At 69.8% G+C, this 17107-nt stretch carries 17 protein-coding genes and 1 pseudogene; 12 read left to right on the top strand and 6 right to left on the bottom strand.

Annotation, left to right across the window (positions count from 1 at the left end; all coding sequences use genetic code 11):
* Position 1 precedes the first annotated feature (1 nt).
* The gene (locus ACZ5VD_RS40545) at positions 2-1270 is read right to left on the bottom strand and encodes an MFS transporter (RefSeq protein WP_468685466.1); all 1269 of its coding nucleotides are present in this window, start codon (positions 1268-1270) and stop codon (positions 2-4) included.
* Positions 1271-1552: 282 nt separating this feature from the next.
* Here ACZ5VD_RS40545 and ACZ5VD_RS40540 point away from each other — a divergent pair, with 282 nt between their 5' ends.
* Positions 1553-2725: an RNA-guided endonuclease InsQ/TnpB family protein gene (locus ACZ5VD_RS40540; RefSeq protein WP_468554854.1), complete on the top strand. Its 1173-nt coding sequence runs from the start codon at positions 1553-1555 to the stop codon at positions 2723-2725.
* Between the two features lie 101 nt (positions 2726-2826).
* Here ACZ5VD_RS40540 and ACZ5VD_RS40535 read toward each other — a convergent pair whose 3' ends face one another.
* From ACZ5VD_RS40535 to ACZ5VD_RS40525, 3 genes are all read right to left on the bottom strand, one after another.
* On the bottom strand, positions 2827-3474 hold the full coding sequence (locus tag ACZ5VD_RS40535) for a hypothetical protein (RefSeq protein WP_468685464.1): 648 nt from the start codon (positions 3472-3474) through the stop codon (positions 2827-2829).
* Positions 3475-3607: 133 nt separating this feature from the next.
* Complete coding sequence (locus tag ACZ5VD_RS40530; RefSeq protein WP_468685462.1) at positions 3608-4399, bottom strand: hypothetical protein; 792 nt, start codon at positions 4397-4399, stop codon at positions 3608-3610.
* Between the two features lie 353 nt (positions 4400-4752).
* The gene (locus ACZ5VD_RS40525; RefSeq protein ID WP_468685461.1) at positions 4753-5316 is read right to left on the bottom strand and encodes a cysteine hydrolase family protein; all 564 of its coding nucleotides are present in this window, start codon (positions 5314-5316) and stop codon (positions 4753-4755) included.
* Between the two features lie 180 nt (positions 5317-5496).
* Here ACZ5VD_RS40525 and ACZ5VD_RS40520 point away from each other — a divergent pair, with 180 nt between their 5' ends.
* Together ACZ5VD_RS40520 and ACZ5VD_RS40515 are read left to right on the top strand one after the other, a co-directional pair.
* A complete protein-coding gene (locus tag ACZ5VD_RS40520) occupies positions 5497-5943 on the top strand; it encodes a hypothetical protein (RefSeq protein WP_468685459.1) in 447 nt (148 codons plus the stop codon).
* Positions 5944-6209: 266 nt separating this feature from the next.
* Positions 6210-6470 (top strand): hypothetical protein, encoded by a 261-nt coding sequence (locus ACZ5VD_RS40515; protein WP_468685458.1) that lies wholly within the window; start codon positions 6210-6212, stop codon positions 6468-6470.
* A 322-nt stretch (positions 6471-6792) separates the two neighbouring features.
* On the opposite strand, the gene ACZ5VD_RS40510 is transcribed toward ACZ5VD_RS40515, so the two are convergent.
* Together ACZ5VD_RS40510 and ACZ5VD_RS40505 are read right to left on the bottom strand one after the other, a co-directional pair.
* On the bottom strand, positions 6793-8082 hold the full coding sequence (locus ACZ5VD_RS40510; protein ID WP_468554859.1) for an MFS transporter: 1290 nt from the start codon (positions 8080-8082) through the stop codon (positions 6793-6795).
* Positions 8083-8200: 118 nt separating this feature from the next.
* Positions 8201-9145: a LysR family transcriptional regulator gene (locus ACZ5VD_RS40505; RefSeq protein WP_468685457.1), complete on the bottom strand. Its 945-nt coding sequence runs from the start codon at positions 9143-9145 to the stop codon at positions 8201-8203.
* Positions 9146-9274: 129 nt separating this feature from the next.
* Here ACZ5VD_RS40505 and ACZ5VD_RS40500 point away from each other — a divergent pair, with 129 nt between their 5' ends.
* From ACZ5VD_RS40500 to ACZ5VD_RS40460, 9 genes and pseudogenes are all read left to right on the top strand, one after another.
* Positions 9275-10279: a fumarylacetoacetate hydrolase family protein gene (locus tag ACZ5VD_RS40500; protein ID WP_468554880.1), complete on the top strand. Its 1005-nt coding sequence runs from the start codon at positions 9275-9277 to the stop codon at positions 10277-10279.
* A complete protein-coding gene (locus tag ACZ5VD_RS40495; protein ID WP_468685455.1) occupies positions 10276-11253 on the top strand; it encodes a cyclase family protein in 978 nt (325 codons plus the stop codon). Before ACZ5VD_RS40500 ends, ACZ5VD_RS40495 begins: the two co-directional genes overlap by 4 nt.
* A gap of 104 nt (positions 11254-11357) precedes the next feature.
* Entirely contained in the window at positions 11358-12506 is a 1149-nt protein-coding gene (locus ACZ5VD_RS40490; RefSeq protein ID WP_468554861.1) for an FAD-dependent oxidoreductase, read from the top strand.
* Positions 12503-13537 (top strand): amidohydrolase family protein, encoded by a 1035-nt coding sequence (locus tag ACZ5VD_RS40485; RefSeq protein WP_468685454.1) that lies wholly within the window; start codon positions 12503-12505, stop codon positions 13535-13537. Before ACZ5VD_RS40490 ends, ACZ5VD_RS40485 begins: the two co-directional genes overlap by 4 nt.
* Before the next feature lie 11 nt (positions 13538-13548).
* Positions 13549-14499 carry a VOC family protein gene (locus ACZ5VD_RS40480; protein ID WP_468685452.1) on the top strand — a complete coding sequence of 317 codons (951 nt, stop codon included), beginning with the start codon at positions 13549-13551 and terminating at the stop codon, positions 14497-14499.
* Positions 14500-14586: 87 nt separating this feature from the next.
* Complete coding sequence (locus ACZ5VD_RS40475) at positions 14587-15555, top strand: fumarylacetoacetate hydrolase family protein (protein WP_468554864.1); 969 nt, start codon at positions 14587-14589, stop codon at positions 15553-15555.
* Entirely contained in the window at positions 15552-16289 is a 738-nt protein-coding gene (locus ACZ5VD_RS40470; protein ID WP_468554865.1) for an SDR family NAD(P)-dependent oxidoreductase, read from the top strand. Before ACZ5VD_RS40475 ends, ACZ5VD_RS40470 begins: the two co-directional genes overlap by 4 nt.
* Before the next feature lie 51 nt (positions 16290-16340).
* Positions 16341-16697, top strand: a pseudogene (locus tag ACZ5VD_RS40465) (CoA transferase subunit A); the annotation flags it as partial.
* A complete protein-coding gene (locus tag ACZ5VD_RS40460) occupies positions 16684-17037 on the top strand; it encodes a hypothetical protein (protein WP_468685451.1) in 354 nt (117 codons plus the stop codon). The pseudogene ACZ5VD_RS40465 and the gene ACZ5VD_RS40460, both read left to right, overlap by 14 nt.
* Positions 17038-17107: the final 70 nt, after the last annotated feature.

The raw sequence follows: 17107 nt of genomic DNA, 5'->3' as shown, positions 1-17107 counted from the left end.
ATCAGGCGGCGCCGGCGGCGACCGGGGTGGTCTCCGGCTGAGGGCGTGGATCACCGGCGAGTGTGCGGATGTCTCGGGAGGCCAGAGCACAGGCCACGGCCACCAGCACGAGCAGCGCGCTGGCGAGCGCCACCCAGGCCGGACCGAACGCCGACGCCAGAGGGCCCGCCGCGGCGAGAGCAACGGGTGCCACCGCAAGACAGCCCAGCAGATCGATGCTGGACACGCGGGAGATCATGTCGTCCGGGACCTCACGCTGCAGGCAGGTCCTCCACATCACCATCGTCACGTCCCACATGACCCCGTACACGGCCGCGCCCACCAGCACCACCGGCAGCGGCGCCCGTAGCGACAGCAGGAGCGCCGGCAGCGCCGCGCCCGCCGTGCACAGCGTCGCCACCAGCATCGGGCGCGCCGGACGTAGTCGGCCTGCCCATCCTGCCCCGCCGATTTGCCCCGCGATCTGCGCCACCATGATCAGCGACCACGCCCAGGCCCCTCCCAGGTAGTAGTGGGCGAGCATGGGGCCGAGCAGGCCCGCCACCGAGTTGACCACCGCGATCACGATGGTGAGCTGGCCGGTGGTCACCCACAGCCACTCGTGGCGCACGAACTCGCGCCAGCCTTCGCGCAGATCGCGCACAGCCGAGGCCTTGTAGCGCACCGGCCGGTCCGGGATGGACCGGCCGAGGACGCCGAACAGGACGGCGCAGGCGGCGAACGAGGCCGCGTCCAGGGCGAGGGCGAGGGCCGGTCCGACCATGCTGACCACGACGCCGGCGAGCATCATGCCCATCAGTCGGGCGGTGTTGACCGACACCTTCAGCATTGCGTTGGCCTGCTGCCGCTGATCCTGTTCCGGTACCACGTCCACGACGACGCCCTCGAGCGCCGGGGAGAACAGACCCCGCGTCACCCCGCCGAGTGCCGCGAGGACCGCGATCCACCCGACCGGTCCGCCCTGCGCGAAGAGCACGGCCAGCGCGGCCCAGATGACCGCGGCGGCCGTCTCGGTCACGCAGACCAGACGGAACCGGCTGCGGACGCGGTCGCCGAGCACACCGCCCCACAGCACGAACGCCAACTGGGGCAGGGCCTGGCAGGCCAGGACCAGCGACAAGTCCGCCGGCGATGCGCCGGGCAGCCCCAGGACACCGAAGCTCAGCGCGATCGGGCCGAAAGCCGAACCGAGAACCGAGACGAAACGAGCCGACGCCAGCAACCGGAAACGCGGCTGGGACAGGAGTACAGAACTGGTACCTGAGAGCACCCAGAGACCCTATCCACGCGCCCCCTCCCACCGCTGCGGAATGACCTGCATTCAGCCTGATCTAGCGAGGAACGGGGCCTTCGCACCCTGTGCGACCGCGTCCCGTGGCTGTGACGCGGAGCGTCACAGCAGCTTCTTCGGGTGCGGAGCGCCTGTGTCGCGGTCCGGCGGAGCTGAAGAAGGAGAGGGGCACGTGTGCGCGATCATCGATCGATCGATTGCTCGACCGAGGTGAGCATTTTCCCGGACGGAGTGCATGCCCAGGGGGTTAGGGTCGGCGTCATGAAACTGGTGGTGCGCGTCAAGCTGCTGCCGACGCCTGAGCAGGCGGCGGCACTTGAGGCGACACTGACCGCCTGCAACGAGGCCGCCACCTGGGCCGCGTTCGTAGCCTTCAAGATGGGCGCGCACAAGAACCTGGCCCTGCGCAAGCTGACGTACCAGGACATTAAGGCCCAATGGGGGCTGGGGGCGCAGGCCGCCCAGCAGGCGATCAAGAAGTCTTGCGATGCCTACACAACCCTGAGGGCCAATTTGCGGGCCGGCCGGTACGGCAGGCCGGGATCGAACCGCCATACCCGCGCTTCGGGTAAGCCGGTCGTCTTTCGCCCGGAGGCCGCTCAGCCCTACGACGACCGGATGTTGTCCTGGCAGTACGAAGCTCGCACCGTGTCGATCTGGACCACGGCGGGTCGTATGAAAGCCCTTGCCTTCACCGGACAGGCTGAACAACTAGAGGTCCTGGCACGGCACCGCCAGGGCGAGTCCGACCTGCTCCGCCAAGGCGGGAAGTGGTACTTGATCGCAACTTGCGAGATCCCCGAAGCCTCGCTGAACACCCACCCAGTCGCCTTCCTCGGCGTGGACCTTGGCATCGTAAATATCGCTGCTACCTCTGACGGTGAACGCCACTGCGGGCGCCGGATTAAGCGGAAAAGGGAGCAGGATCGGAAGCTGCGGCGAAAGCTGCAGGAGAAGGCGACGAAGTCCGCAAAGCGGCGGGCGAGGAGGTCTGCGGGCCGGGAGGCCCGCCGGAACAAGGACATCAACCACAAGATTTCGAAACGGATCGTGGCGGAGGCTCAACGCACCGGTCGCGGGATCGCCCTGGAGAAACTCACGGGGATTCGCGAACGGGCCCGGCTGAGAAAGCCCCAACGCACCACGCTCCACTCCTGGACCTTTGCGCAACTCGCCACCTTCATTGCCTACAAGGCAAAGAAGGCCGGAGTTCCGGTGGTGCACGTCGATCCTGCGTACACCAGCCAGGAATGCTCTCACTGCCACCACACCGAACGCGGCAACGGGCTCTCACAAGCCCGGTTCGCCTGCCGGTCCTGCGGATTCGTTGATCACGCGGACCACAACTCGTCCCACAACATCGCCCACCGCGGGTGGATAGCGTGGGTCTGCGGGGCCCAATCAACGGCCCCTAAACTCACGCTCATCGCGTGAGTTCTGGACGCGGCCGGATCCACCACCGCCAGTGATGGTCATGAGCTGCAAATCCGGTTCGATCCCGGATCGTTGATCCAAAGGAGAGCGTCCCTCCTCAGTCACTGGCCTTCAAACAGCGACTCCTGTACGGGGCCGGTGGGCAGGTACTCGGGCTCGACCGGAGGCGGCCGCTTGCCCACAAGATCGTCGATTTGGCGCAACGTGCCCCACCGTCCTGCTGCCACCCCTTGAACCACGGCCCGTCGGCAGATCTCGGACGTGGCCCACACCGCCTGGGTGAGCGGCGCCCGCCGGCCCGGGAGGTCCACGCCCAGGGCGGCGGCCAGCGTGGACTCCGCGGGTTCCGTCACGGAGGGGCAGGCGATCTGCGCGAGGCGCAGCGCGTCCCAGACCACCTGTGACGCCAGCCGGGGACAGGACGCCCGTTGAGCCCGGAAGATCCCCGCCTCGACCGTGCCGAGGCGGGCGACGACCACATGCGGATCACTTGTCAGCTTCCGCTCCACGGCCGCGAGCGCGTCCGCCGCCGACTCCGCCCACACCACCGAGTGGCTCTCCTCCGCTGCGCCCGGCGGTCCCTCGGGCGCCGGGCCGACGCGGGCGTGCACACGCCACTGCGGTGCCCAGTTCTCGCCCTGCACGGCCAGCGCGGCAACAGCGGTCACGTCGAACTGCCCCGTCTGGCGGGCGAGTTCCAGGCCCACTACGACGAACCTGCACGCGGCGTACTCACGGTCCATCCGCATCACGTCACCGTATCGAGGTTCTGACTGCGTAGGCCCGGAATCACGGGCAGACGCAGGCTCCGCTTCTTGGCGCGCCGTGTCGCTCGATCACGTCGTGCGGCAGGCTGCTACCTACAGCCGTACGGCGGGGCCGCTACAGCCGCAGGACGGTGCCCTTACGGGACGACGGCCCGCCTGCCTGCCCTTCCTGGGCGCTGCCCGCGTCGGCTTCGCCGCCTCCTGATCCCGGAGGCGTGGCGAGCAGATGACTCAGGGCCCGCTTCAGCTTGCCGTTAGCCTCTTCGGTGAGATCCCTGCCGTCCGCGGTCATCACGCGGATCGGGTCGGTATCGGTGAGGTTGGCGCCCTTGCGGCCGTGTCGCCACTCGGGCTCGAAGACCATGTGCACGGTTGCCGTCGTGGAGGCCATGACCAGCACGTACCTGCCCTTGTCGTCCTGGCCGACGTGGACGGCGACATCGCTTCTCCCGCTCAGGCGTTGGCGGAGGAAGGCAAGGTTCTGCTGGATCTCGGCCGGGAACTCGTCCTCGTCGAGCGGGGGCACTCTCACTCCGGGTGTGAGATAGCGGTCCACCTCGCCGGTCCCCGTCAGGTATGCGCCGGGGAACTGGCCGACTGCGAACGAGCTGCCGCTGGTGGTGCCGGTGACGGGGATGACGAAGTAGCGCACCGATGCGTCGGCGTTCTGCGCAGCGACGGTCACCGTCCACTGGCTCGCGCCGCGCTGCGCACTGCGCACCCCTGTCACCGATGCCAGCTGCGGCTGCGCGCCGGCGGCCGGGTGCGGCAGGTCGATGTCCGGTGCGAGGGACTGTGCAAGCCGCGCCTGCGCACTGTCGGCGTCGCCGGCGCTGTTGCGCAGCCATGCACCGATGAACAGCTGCGCATAGCCCGCCGGGTCGGCTGCGGCGGGCGCAGTGCGCACAATGGCGGGTTTGTCCGAGAGGTGGCGGTGGCCGTGGCCGGGCCGGACGTCACCGTGATGCCCAGGGCGAGGGGGCCGGCCGCGATCGTGGTGAACAGGGCCAGGCGGGTGAGGCGGACGCGGCGTTTCATCCTGTCCAGTTCGGTGCCTGCGGCCATCGGCGCAGGAGTGTCGCTCGCTGAGGCCCGCTTGCCGGGGGACATGGTCGGACTCCCGGGGCAGGACGTGTATCTACGGACCTTGAGGAAACCCCAGGCCCGGGCAGCAGCACAGAACGCCGCCGGCTGACCTCACCCGGCCGGCGGGAGGCGATGGCGTCTTGCCCCGCACGCGAGGGTCCGGACTGCCTCCCGCTATTGCGGTGCGATGGCTTTGAGCCAGTCCTCGACGGCGAGGACATCTGCCCACTGCGGGAACAGCTTTTCGGTGAGCATCGTGTGCACCTCGGGGTCGGTGTCGAGGCAGGCATCCGCCAGGACGGTGAGGCCGAAGTCCAGGTCGATGGCGTGCCACAGGGTGGACAGCACTACAGCGCTGGTGGCGATGCCGGTGAGAACAAGGCTGTCGATATCGCGAGCCCTGAGTACCAAGTCGAGGTCGCTGCCCGAGAACGCGCTCCCCCGCCTCTTGGTGACAACCACGTCGCCCTGCTGGGGCACAACGTCGTCATGAATCGCGGTGCCAGGGGCGCCCTCGGTGAACAGGCCGGCCCGCACGGCGTTTGTCATCACCCTGTTGCGAGGGCTGACTTCCGGATCGCCCGGCCGTAACCCCATCACCACGTAGATCACGGGGATGCCGGCAGCCCGGGCACCGTCGATCGCTCTGCGCAAGCGCGGCAGATATCCGGAACCGTCGTCGGCGATGGCCACGACGTCCCGCTGGACGTCCATCACCAGAAGTGCGCTGTTCGCCATGCTTGCCGTCCCTTCTCCGTGGGGAAACAAGAGCAAGTCTGGTGGATCAACCGAGCCACCGTGGAAGTTTCGGAGATCCTCATCAGCTCGCGCCGCAGTGCGCCCATGACCGGTGTCAGTTCTCATCGACATTTTCTTGCCCTGTGATCACCAAATGCTGTCCAAACTCAGTGATAAGCGGTGTCGCCCGTCAGTTACGAAGCCACCCGCACCTTCCTCTACGAAAACCCCGAGGCCAGGAACCTGATCGAGACCGTACGGGAGCGGGGCGAAGGAGCCGGCCGACCAGAGCGGCATCACGGCAGCGAGGCCGATACGGCCTGGCGTGAACGCGCGCTCAACGCCGAAGACGGGCTCAAGAGCGCACACGTGGAGATCAGAAGACAGCGCTCCCGCATGGGCCAGTTGCTCGGTCAGATCCGCGATCTGGAGGCCCGCTGGTCGGACGAATCGGTGACGCGCCTGGTCGAGCAAAACGCGCAACTCAAGCAGCGGGTTCAGCAACTGTCCCAGGACCAGCGGCAGATGGAGGAGCGGCTGCAGGCGGCCCGGACGAACAACAGGTTCCAGGACCGCCGTATCGTCCAGTTGGAAGCACAACTGCTGGAACGCACCGGCGGCAGTTGAGCTTGTTCCTTAACGTCGGGCTTGATCATCAAGGGTGGGTTGGTCACTCGATCTTCGAGCTGATGGACGCAGTGCTGTGCACGGACGTGCTGGTGAACGTCGTCACAAGTGTGCGACATCCCGCGAGTTTCCCGTGACTCCTGCTGCGGCCCAGAGTCCCTGGCCTGGGGTTTCTCCCTCGTTGGCGTGCTCGGCCAGCCTGTGACGTAACTTCGGAATTCCTGAAGTGTCCTCGTTTCGTCCGACCATTCTGCGGCCTGGTTGAAGTGGATTCACTGGCAGTCCGGCACCGCCCAGCTTCTGCCCCGCCTCATCGCCCGCCGCACCCGCGGCCCGCTGTTCCTCACCGACCGCAAGACCCCGGCCGGAACACCGACGCTCGACGTCTGCCCGAGACCGGCCGGGCCCGGCTCTCCTGCCGCCGCGCCGAGGCGCTCTTCGAGGAGAACGCCCGGCTGCTGGCCAACCCGCTCGCCTCACCCGAGGACATCGAGGACCTGAACGGCTGGACCCTGCACCGACTGTGACACTCCGCACTCATGCACGACGCGGAGAGCGGCACCTCTACCCCGATGCTGCTGGCCCGCTCCCGCCGTGCGGTCCCTGGAACGGTACGCACGCCCCGGCGTCGACGCGGTCGCCCAGCATGTCGCCGAGCGTGACGCCGCCGCTCGACGGAAGCGTCAGGGCTTCAAGATCGTCGTATGGCCCCTTTTTGGCTTGTCTCGGCGATCCCATGGAAGCCGCGCATCAGGTCGGCCCCCCTGTTCTGCAAACCGGCCTCACCACCTGGACTTGGTCCGTATCGGACAGCGCTGCCCCTACTCGCCCGTCGAGGGCGGCCTCCTGCTATTCGGACAATGGTGCGACGGCCGCGGCCCCGCGCCGGGCGGTCAGGAAGAGGCCTACCGCGACGACGGCCGCGGCCAGGCCGAGCAGGCCGACGGCGGAGGCCAGGGTGCCGAGGGCGGACTCGGCCGCGATCAGCGCCAGCGGGCAGATGAACTGGCCGATGAAGAACGACGCGGTCCACAGGCCGGTGCCACGGCCGCGGTCGGCGAAGTCCAGCCTGGACATGGCGATGGTGAGCAGGGAAGGCAGCAGGAGACCGGTGCCGAGGCAGTTGAGTACGGCGCCGGCGATCAGCAGCGGCGCGCTGTTGGCGAGCCACATCACCGCGAACCCGGCCGCGCACAGGGCGAAGACGAATGGCAGCCGGGGCCCCGGGGCCCCGCGCAGCTTGGCGAAGGTGATCGCGCCGGCCACGGTGGCGGCGCTGGCGATCGCTGTGGCCAGCCCGATCACGCTGGTCGCCGTCACGCCGAGGTCGTCCAGCAGGTAGGACATCTCCACCGGGACGGTGTAGAAGACGAGGGCCCCGAACACGGTGAGTCCGCAGATCCCGGCCAGCTGCCGGAAGGGGAAGGAGCGCTTCGGCGCGACCGCGGTGTCCGTACTCTCTCCGGCTCCATCCCCGTCCTCGACGGCGGCACCGGTGGCCGCGGTCGGCTTCGGCAGCCCGATGGCCATGAGAGGGGCGATGAGCAGGCTGACGGCGTAGATCCAGAACGGGGTCCGCCAGCCGGCCGACCCCGCCGCGCCGCCGATGACGAAGAACGCGGTCGCGGAGGCGGAGGCGCACATGGTCTGGAGGGCGAGGTAGCGGTCCCGCACCCGGCCGCTGTAGTAGTCGCCGATCATCGTGGTGCAGCAGGTCATGATGGCGGCCTCGGCGATACCGACCAGGGCGCGGCTGGCCACGATGGCGCCCAGCGACTCCAGCCACAGCGGGGCAGTGCCGAAGACCGCGTACAGAACGGTCGCAACGATCAGCAGACGCTTGCGGCCGAGCCGGTCGACGATGACGCCCGCGAAGGGTGCCAGCAGGCCCAGCGCCAGGGCCGGGACGGTGAGAGCCATCGGGACCAGGGCGGTCGCACCGGGCACGTCGGCGAAGTGGTCCTGCATCTTGGGCAGCACGGGGGCGATGAGGACGGCCCCGAGGATCGGCAGACAGCTGCCGGCCATGAGGAGAGCGACGCGCAGCCGGTGTGCGGCACCGGACGTCGGAAGGATCGCACCGGGTGGCGGCACCGGTTCCACGTCAGCGGGCGGGGGCACAGGCACGGAAGCGGGCATGCGGGAACTCCAGGTGGCGAGGTTGGGGAGGACGGCACGCCACCGGGGAACAGACACCCCGGGCAGAGGAGCGTGCGGAGGAACTGGGGTCGACTATGAGCGAGCGGCCCAGCCCTGCCTAGTCTCTGTCCGATCGATCTGCCGGATCGCGATCATCCTTGCCGTGGATGGTCTCCGCGACCCGCGCCGCCGTCTCCCGCAGCCAGATGTGCGCCGCGTCGTGCGTGTGGACCGGGTGCCACCACAGGGCTTCCCGGAGTGGCACGGCGTCGTAGGGCGGTTCCATGACCCGTACGGGAACGAGTCCGTCCAGCCGGTCGGCGAGATGCCCCTGGATCAGGGCGACCCGGCGGGTGCCCGCGACCAGGAGGGGCATCAGCTGGAAGCTGTCGACGGAGACCTCGACGCGCGGCTCGATCCCGAGCATGCCGATCTGGCGGGCGGCGGGCGCGTCGTACGTGCGCTGGTACGTCACCCACGGCAGCCGGGCCAGGTCGTCGAGGGTGAGCTGCTCGCCGACCTCGGGGTTGTCGTCCGCGACGAGATAGACCCAGCGGTCCCGGTAGAGCTCCACGGCGGGAAAGTCGCCGATGATGCCGTGCGGCAGCAACAGCCCGTCGGCGGTGCTCAGCAGCGCCCCCGTGTTCTCGGTGATGTCCGTCGGGGACTGCCTGAAGCGCAGCCGGATCCCCGGCGCCTCGGTGTGGACGACGCGGGCGAGTTCGGCGCCGAAGACGGCCACCGCGTAGTCGGAGGCGAGCAGGGTGAACTCGTGCTCCTCATGGGCGGGATCGAACACTGCCTGGCTGGTGAAGACGCGTTCGAGCAGGTCGCAGGCGGTGGCGGTGCGGTCGAGGAGGGCCAGGCCGAGGGCGGTCAGTTCGTAGTGTCCGCCGACCCGGGAGAGCAGGTCGTCGTCGAAGTGGCGGCGCAGCCGGGCCAGGGCGGCGCTCATGGCGGGCTGGCTGAGCCCGATGCGTCGGCCCGCGACGGTCACGTTGCGCTCCTCAAGGAGGGCGCGCAGGGCGACGACGAGGTTGAGGTCCAGGCTGGCCAGGTTCACGCGACATCCCGGTGCGGAGGAGGAGGCTGCGGGTCTGGGTATTCGTCTTCTGGATACATGGCATCCAGAGAATCGATTTCCCCGATCGCAATTTACGCGCCAGATTAGTGACACCGCAATCGGGAGGACATCTCCGTGAAATTCGCAGCCTCGTCGGCGCCCCTCTTCGCCGGCCCCTTGGCCATCGGCACTCTCTCCGCTCCGGGCGGGGCCGCGTTCCCCGGCCTCGTGGTGCCGGACGGCCGCGTGCTCGACCTGCGTACGGCGCTGGACGACCCCGCCCTGACCGTCCTCTCCCTCCTGGAGTGCTGGGAGGCGGAACTGCCGCGCCTGCACGGCCTTGCGGGCGATCCGGCCGGTGATTGGCTGCCGCTGGACGGCCTGTCCGTGCATGCGCCCCTCGAGCCCCGGCAGATCTTCCAGTCCGGCGCCAACTACCGGCAGCATGTGATCGACCTGGAGGTCGCGCACCGCGCCCAGGACGACCCGCGCACCGTCGAGGAGGCCCGCGCCGAGATCGCGGCGATTATGGACAAGCGGGCCGCCGAGGACCTTCCGTATGTCTTCATCGGCCTGCCGACCACGATCGCGGGCCCCTACGACGACGTCGTACTGCCCTCCTGGGCCAAGAAGCCCGACTGGGAGCTGGAGCTGGCCGCGGTGATCTCCCGCCCCGCCTACCGGGTCACGGTCGAAGAGGCCCTTGAACACGTCGCGGGCTACACCATCGCCAACGACCTCACCGACCGGGCCACCGTCTTCCGTCGCGACATGCCCGCCATCGGCACCGACTGGCTGCGCTGCAAGAACGCTCCCGGCTTCACCCCGCTCGGCCCCTGGATCGTCCCGGCCGGGTCCATCGCCGACCCGTCCGACCTGCGGGTCACCCTGAAGCTCAACGGCGACACCATGCAGGACGAGTCCACCAAGGACATGATCTTCGGCGTGGCGCGGATGGTCTCGTACATCTCCCAGACCGCCCAACTCCTGCCCGGCGACCTGGTGTTGACCGGCAGTCCGGCCGGCAACGGCATGCACTGGGGCCGGCTGCTGCGCGACGGCGACGTGATGGACGGATCCGTCACCGGGCTCGGCGCCCAGCGCACCCACTGCGTCGCGGGGGAGACATCGTGAGCGACCGCGCCACTGTGCCTGACGCGAAAGACGCCGAGGGCGCGATCGCCGAGGCCGCCAAGGCTTACTCCAACTGGGGCCGTTGGGGCGAGGACGACGTCCTTGGCACGCTCAACTTCCTGGACGCCGGGAAGCGCCGCGAGGGCGCGGCCCTGGTCCGCGACGGCGTCAGCTTCTCGCTCTCCCAGCGCTTCGACATGAACGGCCCGCAGAAGGGCTGGCGGCGGCGTACGAATCCGGTGCACACCATGCTCGACACCGGCACCGACGCGGCCCTGGGCAACCAGGGCTTCCCGCACGGCATCGGCGGTGCGGACGACGTGATCGCGATGCCGCTGCAGTGTTCCACCCAGTGGGACGGCCTCGGCCACATCTTCGACCACGGCAAGGCATGGAACGGGCGGGCAGCCGAGAAGGTCGTCACCTCCGACGGCGACCTCGTCACCGGCATCGAGCACATGGCGCCGTACGTGGCCGGGCGGGGCGTCCTCCTCGACGTGGGCCTGATCGTCGGCCAGGGCGGCGAACTGCCCGACGGCTTCGCCATCACCGAGGAGCACCTGACCGCCACTGCCGAGGCGCACGGCGTCACCGTCGGCCGCGGCGACCTCGTCCTCGTCCGCACCGGACGGCTGGCCCGCGCCAGGCGCGACGGCTGGGGCGAGTACGCGGGCGGTCCCTCGCCCGGGCTGAGCTTCACCACCGCCGGCTGGCTGCACGGCAGCGAGATCGCCGGGATCGCCACCGACACCTGGGGTTTCGAGGTCCGGCCCAACGAGTTCGAGAACGCCTTCCAGCCGCTGCACCAGGTCGCCATCCCCAACATGGGCCTGCTCATAGGCGAGATGTGGGACCTCGACGCCCTGGCCGAGCACTGCGCGGCCGACGGGCGCTACGAGTTCTGGCTCACCGCCGCTCCGCTGCCCATCACCGGAGCCGTCGGCTCCCCCGTGAACCCGATCGCCGTCAAGTAACGGCCAGGACCGGCCGCGTGGGCCGCCCCGACAGCCACACCCATCCGGCTCGCACCACCACCCCTGCCGCTCGAAGTCGCGCGGCCCCACCGCAGGGAGACCCCATGACCGACCCCCGCCCCCGCACCGTCCTCGTCATAGGCGGCGGCGCCTCCGGCAACGCCGTGACCGTGCTGCTGCGGCGAGCGGGCATCACCGTGGACCTGATCGAGGCCAAGCCCGACTGGAACGTCCTCGGCTCCGGCATCACCCTCCAGGGCAACGCGCTGCGCGTACTGCGCGAGCTGGGCGTGTGGGACAAGGTCCAGGAGAGCGGCTACGCCTTCGACTCCGTGGGCCTGGCCACGCCCGACGGCCACGTGTTCCACGTCCAGCAGGACATCCGTACCGGCGGCGAGGACCTGCCCGCGACCATCGGCATGCAACGGCCCCGGCTCCAGGAGATCCTGTGCGAGGCGGTCCTGGTCAGTGGTGCGACGGTCCGCCTCGGCACCACCGCCGACGAGCTGGTCCAGGACGAGGCGGGCGTCACCGCCCGCTTCAGCGACGGCACCGAGGGCCGCTACGACCTCGTCATCGCCGCCGACGGCCTCAGCTCCCGGACCCGCGCGATGATCGGCATCGGCGACAAACCCGAGCCGACCGGCATGGCCATCTGGCGCGTCGCCGCACCCCGCCCGGCGAGCGTGGCACGCACGGACCTGGCCTACGGCGGACCCTGCTACATCGCCGGCTACTGCCCCACCAGCGAGAACACCATCTACGCCTATCTCGTCGAGGCCAACCGCGACCGCGCCTCGATCGACCCGGCCTCGTTCGCCGACGAGATGCGGCGCCTGGCAGCCCCGTACGGCGGCGCCTGGCCCGAGATCGCCGCGAGCATCACCGACCCGGCAGAGGTCAACTACACCTGGTTCGACCGGCTGCTCGTCGAGGGGCCCTGGCACCGCGGCCGGGTCGTACTGGTCGGCGACGCCGCCCACGCCTGCCCGCCCACCCTCGCGCAGGGCGCGGCCATGTCGCTGGAGGACGCCTCCGTACTGGCCGAACTGCTGAGCGCGGAGGAGTCATGGGACTCCCTCAGCTCCCTCGACGACCTGCTGACCCGCTACCACCAGCGCCGCATCGACCGTGTCCGCATGATCGTCGAGGCCTCGATGCAGCTCGGCCAGTGGCAGCTGGACGGTGTCCGTGACGCCGACGTGCCCGGCCTCATCGGCCGCACGATGTCCGTCCTGAAGGAGACCCCGTGACGACCCCGGACCCCCTGGCGACCCCAGAGACCGCAGCCACCCCCACCATCGACGTCCACGCGCACGTCCTGCTTCCGGAGGTCGAGAACGCCGTCGCCGGACAGCCCGGACTGGCCGCCGCCCGAAGTCTCGACGCCCGCCGCAACGGCCCCGACGCGCTCGCCGTCAGCGGCCCGATGGTCCGCGACCGCATCTCTCTGCTGACCGACGTCAAGGCCCGGCTCACCGCGATGGACGCCTCCGGCGTCGACGTCCAACTGGTCTCGCCGTCCCCGTCGCACTACCACTACTGGGCCGACGAGGACCTCGCCCGCACAGTGTGGGAACTGGCCAACACCGGCACCGCCGCCCACGTCGCCCAGGCCCCCGACCGGCTGCACGGACTGGGCCTCGTCCCGCTCCAGCACCCGGACCTCGCCGTCCAGGCCCTCGACCACGCCCTGGCCCTGGGCCTGCGCGGAGTGGAGATATCCAGCCACGCACCCGGGCGCGAACTCTCGGACCCGGCATACGACACGTTCTGGGCACTCGCCGAGACGACCGGGGCGGTGCTCTTCCTGCACCCCTTCGGCTGCACGCTCGACGAGCGCCTGGACCGCTGGTACCTGTCCAACACGGTCGGCCAGCCCACCGAGAACGCCGTCGCGCTCTCCCACCTCGTCTTCTCCGGCGTGCTGGACCGCCACCCCGGCCTGAAGGTGATCGCCGCGCACGGCGGCGGCTACCTGCCCACCCACATCGGCCGCTCCGACCACGCCTGGCGGACCAGACCGGACACGCGGGGCTGCGCGTCCGAGCCGAGCAGCTACCTCAAGCGGCTGTACTTCGACTCGCTCGTCCACGACCCGCACGTCCTGCGCGAACTGATCCGGGTGGCCGGCCCCGACCGGGTCCTGCTCGGCTCGGACTTCCCCTTCGACATGGGCACCGAGGACCCCGTCGGTGCGCTGCGCGCCGCCACGGACCTGCCCGACACCCACTTCCACGCCGTACGCGGCGGCAACGCGGCAGCGCTGCTGCGCCTCTCCTGAGGAGCCACGACATGACCGACGCCCTCCCCGACCGCCTGCTCACCCACCTGCGGCACGTCGACCTCGCCGTGCCCGACTACGACAAGCAGCTCGACTTCTACGCCGGCGTCTGGGGCCTGACCAAGGTCGCCGAGGACTCGGGCATCTCCTTCCTGGCCGCGGAAGGCAGCCCCGAACAGTACGTCGTACGGCTGCGCAAGGCCGACGAGAAACGGCTCGACCTCGTGTCCTACGGCGCCGCCTCGGCCGCCGACGTGGACACGCTCGCCGAGCAACTCCTCACGGACGGCGTGCGGTTGATCTCGCAGCCGGGCAAGGTCGACACCCCCGGCGGCGGCTACGGCTTCCGCTTCTTCGACGGCGACGGCCGCACCATCGAGGTCTCGGCGGAGGTCGGGGCCCGGCAGCACCGGCGCATCGAGGAGAAGGAGGCCATCCCGGTCCGCCTCTCGCACGTCGTCCTCAACTCCCCCGACCTGGACGCCACCCGCGCCTGGTACGAGCGCCACCTCGGCTTCCGGCTGTCCGACACGCTCGGCCATCCGCACATGGGCGACGTCATGCACTTCATGCGGATCAGCAACCAGCACCACTCGATGGCCATCGCCAAGGGCCCGCACACCTCCCTGCACCACGTCTCGTTCGAGATGCGCGGCCTGGACGAGTACATGCGCGGCTCGGGCCGCGTGATGCGCTCCGGCGCCCGCAAGATCTGGGGCCCGGGCCGGCACATGGCCGGCGACAACACCTTCACGTACTTCCTCGACCCGCACGGCAACACCATCGAGTACACAACGGAGTTGGAGGAACTCGACGAGGACACCTGGCATCCGCACGTCTACGACTTCTCCCAGCCCGAGGTCACCGACCAGTGGGGCACGGCGAATGCGATGAACGAGCTGATCGTCAAGGAGTCCTTCAACGACGTCGACCGCGGCGTCTTCGTCGCCCCGCCGGTCTGATCCCCCTCTGCTCCGGGGGCGCGGAAAGTCCATGCCTGACTCCCCCCGCACCCCCGGTCCCCTCCTACGCCACACCCCAGGACCGCCATGCGCTTCGCCACGTACGAACACCAGGGCCTCCACAGAGTGGCCACCGTCGACGACGACTGCACCCTCCGCCCCGTCCTCGCCCCCGCCTCGCTGCTCGACCTGCTCCGGGCGGGCCCCGCGGCCCTGCGCGAGGCGGGCAACGCCACGCCGGACGTGCCGGACGGCCCACATGTCTCGCAGGTGCGGCTGCTGCCGCCTCTGCAGCCTCCGTCCGTACGGGACTTCGTCACCTTCGAGGAGCACGTCGAGGGCATGCGGCGCAGCATCGACAACGCGGCCGGGGTTCCCGACGCCTGGTACGACGCGCCGACCTTCTACTTCACCAATCCTTACGCCGTCATCGGCGCGCACGACGACGTGCCCGTGCCGCCCGGCTCCTCGGCCCTGGACTTCGAACTCGAAGTCGCCGCCGTCATAGGTGTCGAGGGCCGCGACCTGACGCCCGAGCAGGCCCGCGACCACATCATCGGCTACACGATCTTCAACGACTGGTCCGCCCGCGACCTCCAATCCGCCGAGATGAGGGTCGGGCTGGGCCCCTGCAAGGGCAAGGACACCGCCGCCACCCTCGGCCCGTACCTGGTCACCGCCGACGAGCTGGAGCCGTACCGGGACACGGACGGTTTCCTGCGGCTGGCGCTGACCGCCTCGGTGAACGGCGAGGTGGTCGGCAAGGACCTGCTGTCCAACATGAGCTGGACCTTCGAGGAGATGGTCGCCTACGCCTCGCGCGGCACATACGTCCGCCCTGGCGATGTCCTCGGCTCCGGTACCTGCGGCAACGGCGGGTGCCTGGCCGAGCTGTGGGGCATACGAGGCCGACAGGATCCGCCGCCGCTGAAGCCCGGCGACACCGTCACCCTCACCGTCGAGGGCATCGGCACCGTCTCCAACACCGTCGTGCCCGGCTCCGGACCGGTACCGGTCCTCCCCAGGGCCCGCAAGCGCCCGCGGTCGCGCCCGTGAACGGGCTGGACGGCAAGGTCGTCGTCGTCACCGGAGCCGCGCGCGGGCAGGGCGCGGCCGAGGCCGAGGCGCTGGCGCGGGCGGGGGCAGTGGTCGTCGCCACCGATGTGACCGAGGCTCCCGGCTGTCTGCGCCTGGACGTCACCGAGGCGGCGGAGTGGGCGGCGCTCGCCGAAGGGCTGCGACGCCAGTACGGAGAGGTCCACGGCCTGGTCAACAACGCCGGCATCACCTGGCGCGCGCGGCTCCACGAGGTCACGGCCGAGGACTTCGCCCGCGTCCACGCGGTCAACGTCACCGGCCCGCTGCTGGGCATCCAGCACCTGGCGCCGTTGATGCCGCCGGGTTCCTCGATCGTCAACGTCGGCTCGGCCGCCGGGCTCACCGGGCACTACCCGGTCGCGTACACGGCCAGCAAGTGGGCGCTGCGCGGCCTGTCGAAGGCGGCCTGTGTCGAGCTGGGCCCGCGGGGCATCCGCGTGAACACCGTCCATCCCGGCTTCATCGAGACCGAGATGACCGCCTCCGCCGCACCCGCCTTCCGCGAGGCGAACATCCGCGAGACGCCGCTGGCCCGCACCGGCACCGTCGACGAGATCACCCCGCTGGTGGTCTTCCTCCTCTCCGACGACGCGTCCTTCATCACCGGCACCGAGATCCCCGTCGACGGCGGCTTCACCGCACACGGCGGCGCCAAGTCCATCTCCGACGCCCTGCGGCCGGCCTCCGACTGACCTCTGCCTGACCTCTGCCTCTGCCTGACCTCCGACTGAAAAGACCCATACGTGAACAAGGTCAGCGCGAGCGCCGCCGCGGCGGTCGCCGACATCCCCGACGGGGCCTCGCTGGCAGTCGGCGGCTTCGGCCTGTCCGGCATACCGGCCACCCTCATCGACGCCCTGCACGCCCAGGGTGCCACCGGCCTGAAGGTCGTCTCCAACAACTGCGGCATCGACGGCCAGGGGCTGAGCGTTCTCCTCGCCGAGGGCCGCGTCAGCCGCGTGACGGGCAGCTACGTCGGGGAGAACAAAGGGTTCGCCCGCCAGTACCTCAGCGGTGAACTGGAGGTCGAACTCGTCCCGCAGGGCACCCTCGCCGAGCGAGGGGGCGCTGGCGCTCATCAACCGCATGACCCACGAGGACCTTGAGGGCCCGGAGTTCACCGATGCCTATACCGACGCCCTGGCGAAGATCATCGAAGCGAAGCGGGAGGAGAAGCCCCTGCCCGACGTCCCGGAGCCGGGCAAGGTGCTGGATCTCATGGCCGCCCTGACCGAGTCCGTCCAGCAGGCCAGGGCCGCTCGCGGCGAGGACGCCGACGTCCACGACATGCTGGCCAAGAAGACCGCGAAGAAGCAGCCGGCCAAGAAGACCGCGAAGAAGCAGCCGGCCAAGAAGACCGCGAAGAAGCAGCCGGCCAAGAAGACGACAGCGCAGAAGGCCACGAAGAAGACGGCAGCACTCCGCTCACGCAGCGCCTGAGGACACCATGTCCAGCGCGGTGGCGTCCTGGTCGACGGACAGGATGTGCGCGAGGTGGCGTTCACCTATG

It is taken from the genome of Streptomyces sp. NPDC032822 (assembly GCF_055578825.1).
Note: the sequence above shows the minus strand (reverse complement) of the source record. Positions and strands in the feature narration are given on the sequence as shown.

What these genes read in the sequence shown, in the direction of transcription:
- ACZ5VD_RS40480 (WP_468685452.1), top strand. Translation starts at nt 13,549, where the DNA reads ATGACCGACGCCCTCCCCGACCGCCTGCTCACCCACCTGCGGCACGTC.
- ACZ5VD_RS40510 (WP_468554859.1), bottom strand. Translation starts at nt 8,082, where the DNA reads ATGCCCGCTTCCGTGCCTGTGCCCCCGCCCGCTGACGTGGAACCGGTG.
- ACZ5VD_RS40490 (WP_468554861.1), top strand. Translation starts at nt 11,358, where the DNA reads ATGACCGACCCCCGCCCCCGCACCGTCCTCGTCATAGGCGGCGGCGCC.
- ACZ5VD_RS40525 (WP_468685461.1), bottom strand. Translation starts at nt 5,316, where the DNA reads ATGGCGAACAGCGCACTTCTGGTGATGGACGTCCAGCGGGACGTCGTG.
- ACZ5VD_RS40475 (WP_468554864.1), top strand. Translation starts at nt 14,587, where the DNA reads ATGCGCTTCGCCACGTACGAACACCAGGGCCTCCACAGAGTGGCCACC.
- ACZ5VD_RS40460 (WP_468685451.1), top strand. Translation starts at nt 16,684, where the DNA reads ATGACCCACGAGGACCTTGAGGGCCCGGAGTTCACCGATGCCTATACC.
- ACZ5VD_RS40535 (WP_468685464.1), bottom strand. Translation starts at nt 3,474, where the DNA reads ATGCGGATGGACCGTGAGTACGCCGCGTGCAGGTTCGTCGTAGTGGGC.
- ACZ5VD_RS40540 (WP_468554854.1), top strand. Translation starts at nt 1,553, where the DNA reads ATGAAACTGGTGGTGCGCGTCAAGCTGCTGCCGACGCCTGAGCAGGCG.